We start from the raw sequence: 3,730 nt of genomic DNA on the forward strand, positions 1-3,730 counted from the left end.
TCTACGTTCCTCGATGTATTAGATGCGCAGCGACAACTGGCGCAAGCTAAAGCGCAATCGACGCAGGCGCGCATGCAAAGTGCACTCGATTTAGTGGCGTTATATAAAGCGCTGGGCGGTGGCTGGGAACCTTATCAAAATGTCAATCTGCCAGACTATTCAGTGTTTGGCCCCGCGACGGAAGTGCATTAATTTCCCTTAGTAGCCGGTTAACCACCGGCTTTTTTATCGGCACGATAAGAAAAAATGAGATTCTTCTCTCATCCTCAGCAATATATTACTCCACAATGAAAATAGGTTTTTCGTTACACCATTAATCCTTGCTTACCTTTATGCTCACTAATGCTGCAGCACGCAATAGCGCCTAAATGGTTGTTTATTACCTGAGAATATCGGACTGAAATCGATTCCAGTTCCTCCATAAGGAACAACCTTGAGTTGTTAATTCAGGGTTAATTAAAGCAACCTTACCCGTTTTAAAGCTCAATGTAAGAATTAGGTAAGCAACTTCAGATAAATCCGGACAATAAAATTAATTTATTTTTTTATTTGAATTAGGTAATCTTGCCACTACAGTTTATTTAACCCCCTTAAGCAAGGACATTGTGATGAGTGACGCATTTAAAGTTCTGAACAACATTCGCACATTACGTGCGCAGGCTCGTGAACTGCCATTGACCGATCTGGAAGAAATTCTGGAAAAATTAACGGTTGTTGTGACTGAACGTCGTGACGAAGTAAACGCAGAAGAAGCGCAGAACCGCGAAAAAGAAGAGAAGCTGTCTAAATATCGCGAAATGCTGCTGGCTGACGGTATTGACCCGAACGAATTACTGGGTGCTCTGGAAGTTGGTAAAAAACGCGCTAAGCGTGCACCACGTCCAGCAAAATATTCTTACACCGACGAAAACGGTGAAGTAAAATCATGGACCGGCCAGGGCCGTACCCCAGCTGCGATTAAAAAAGCGCTGGATTCAGGTAAAAGCCTCGATACTTTCCTGATCAAATAATCCGCACAATCCTTGTAAGTGGGAGCCGAAGGCCAACGCCTTCGGCTTTTTTATTTATTTTTTTGTATTAGCTCAAGACGTTCAGCCGATTACCCTCTTTGCCTCAGGCGCAGAGGTGGCGTCCGGGTGCCCGCTTCTGGCATAATGCCCGCTGTTTTTTCCTCCACTGCGTAACAAAGGTCAATGCCGTGTTAGTTTCCAGCAATATCACCATGCAGTTCGGCAGTAAGCCGCTGTTCGAAAATATCTCCGTTAAATTTGGCGGCGGTAATCGTTACGGTTTAATCGGTGCGAACGGCAGCGGTAAATCTACCTTTATGAAAATACTGGGCGGCGACCTGGTGCCGACGGGTGGAAATGTTTCCCTCGACCCTAATGAGCGTATCGGTAAGTTACGTCAGGACCAATTTGCCTTTGAGCAATATAGTGTGCTGGACACCGTGATCATGGGCCACAATGAATTGTGGGCAGTGAAGCAAGAGCGTGACCGTATATATGCATTGCCGGAAATGAGCGAAGAGGAAGGCTATAAAGTCGCCGACCTTGAAGTCGAATACGGCGAGATGGACGGTTACAGTTCGGAATCACGTGCCGGTGAATTATTACTGGGCGTTGGCATTCCGGTGGAGCAGCACTACGGTCCGATGAGCGAAATTGCGCCGGGCTGGAAATTGCGTGTGCTTTTAGCGCAGGCATTATTTGCTAATCCTGATATTTTGTTGCTCGATGAACCGACCAACAACCTGGATATCGATACCATTCGTTGGTTGGAGCAAGTGCTCAACGAACGTAACAGCACCATGATCATCATTTCGCATGACCGTCACTTCCTGAATATGGTGTGTACGCATATGGCGGATCTGGATTACGGCGAACTGCGCGTTTATCCAGGTAATTATGACGAATATATGACCGCGGCTACTCAATCACGCGAACGTTTATTATCGGATAACGCCAAGAAGAAAGCGCAAATTGCCGATCTGCAATCGTTCGTCAGCCGTTTTAGCGCCAACGCCTCTAAATCACGTCAGGCGACTTCGCGTGCCAAGCAGATTGATAAAATTAAGCTGGAAGAAGTTAAAGCGTCCAGCCGTCAAAACCCGTTTATCCGTTTTGACCAGGATAAGAAACTGTTCCGTAATGCGCTGGAAGTTGAAGCGCTGACCAAAGGTTTTGATAACGGTCCGCTGTTTAATAAACTCAACCTGATGTTAGAAGTCGGCGAGAAATTAGCGATTCTGGGTGCCAACGGTATCGGTAAAACCACGTTGCTGAAAACGCTTGTCGGTGAACATACGCCGGATAGCGGCACGGTGAAATGGTCCGAGAATGCGCGCATTGGTTATTACGGTCAGGATCACGCGGAAGACTTTGCTGAAGACCTGACGGTATTCGACTGGATGAGCCAGTGGAAGCAGGAAGGCGATGACGAGCAAGCGGTGCGCAGTATTCTTGGCCGCCTGTTGTTTGGCCATGACGAGATCAACAAACCAGCCAAAGTGCTGTCGGGTGGTGAGAAGGGCCGCATGCTGTTTGGCAAGTTGATGATGCAGAAGCCGAACATCCTGATCATGGATGAACCGACTAACCACCTTGATATGGAATCGATCGAGTCGCTCAACATGGCACTGGAGATGTACGAAGGCACCTTGATTTTCGTCTCGCATGACCGTGAGTTTGTCAGCTCGCTGGCTACCCGCGTGATGGAGATGAAAGCCGATCGTATTATCGACTTCACCGGTAACTATGAAGATTACCTGCGCAGCCAGGGCATTGTTTAACCAGGTCGCCATAGCAGCCAAGGTATTTGTTTAACCAGGTCGCCATAAATGGCGACCCTACATGTAGGGTGCGCATTAATGCGCACCTGGTTTCAACAGCCGCACCTCTGCTTGATGGGTGAGGGAGTGACGCCCGAAGAGCAAAGCGTCCGAGCCATGGATGGCGAGGCCGATCAGCATGGATGCGGTTATCCTTTGCGATCGGGCGTCATTCCCTCAACCTTGCTCGGAAAAGCAGCAAATCCCCTCAACTCCCAATCTGCCCAATATTCACATACTGCGTTTCCAGATATTCGTCCAACCCAACATCCGCACCTTCACGCCCCAAACCTGATGCCTTCACGCCGCCAAACGGTGCCACTTCGGTGGAAATAATCCCTTCGTTCACGCCCACCATGCCGCTTTCAAGCTGTGGCGTGACGCGCAGCGCGCGCGCTAAGTCACGCGTCCACAGATAAGCCGCCAATCCATATGGCGTGGCGTTAGCGCGGGCGATCACCTCATCTTCAGTGGTGAAGCGGAAGCAGGCAGCTACCGGGCCGAACGTTTCCTCATGCGCCAGCAGCATCTGCTCATTGGCATCGGCGAGCACCGTGGGCTGATAGAAACTGCCGCCTAAGGCATGACGCTCACCACCGCACAGCAAACGTGCGCCACGCTGCACCGCATCTTTAACATGGGTTTCGACTTTCTCCATGGCGCGCCGATGGATCAGCGGCCCTTGCTGTGCGCCAGGCGTCAAACCCGGTGCCACTTTCAACGCCCGCGCAGCATCGGCCAGTTTATTGACGAAACGATCGTAAACGCCGTCCTGCACGTAAAAGCGATTCACGCAAATACAGGTTTGACCGCTGTTACGGAATTTTGCCGCCATTGCGCTTTCTACCGCTGCATCAATATCCGCATCGTCGAACACGATAAAGGGCGCGTTGCCGCCTA

3 protein-coding genes and 1 pseudogene are annotated in these 3,730 nt (G+C 49.9%); 3 read left to right on the forward strand and 1 reads right to left on the reverse strand.

The genetic code is table 11. From position 1 onward, the window contains the following. The 3 genes and pseudogenes from RTY00_RS21655 to RTY00_RS21665 all read left to right on the forward strand — a co-directional run. A pseudogene (locus RTY00_RS21655) lies at positions 1-192 on the forward strand (RND transporter); the annotation flags it as partial. Positions 193-608: 416 nt separating this feature from the next. Beyond that, entirely contained in the window at positions 609-1,010 is a 402-nt protein-coding gene (locus tag RTY00_RS21660) for an H-NS family nucleoid-associated regulatory protein (protein ID WP_008102525.1), read from the forward strand. 188 nt (positions 1,011-1,198) lie between these two features. Continuing rightward, complete coding sequence (locus RTY00_RS21665) at positions 1,199-2,791, forward strand: ABC-F family ATPase (protein WP_008102523.1); 1,593 nt, start codon at positions 1,199-1,201, stop codon at positions 2,789-2,791. Positions 2,792-3,038: 247 nt separating this feature from the next. Here the strand turns inward: RTY00_RS21665 and RTY00_RS21670 are convergent. Continuing rightward, positions 3,039-3,730: aldehyde dehydrogenase family protein (locus tag RTY00_RS21670; RefSeq protein WP_312666153.1), on the reverse strand; the 692-nt coding region annotated here is incomplete at its 5' end.

The organism is Pantoea sp. CTOTU49201, from assembly GCF_032054795.1.
Lineage (GTDB): Bacteria > Pseudomonadota > Gammaproteobacteria > Enterobacterales > Enterobacteriaceae > Pantoea > Pantoea symbiotica.

Coding starts and splice junctions, on each gene's coding strand:
- RTY00_RS21660 (WP_008102525.1), top strand. CDS start 609: ATGAGTGACGCATTTAAAGTTCTGAACAACATTCGCACATTACGTGCG.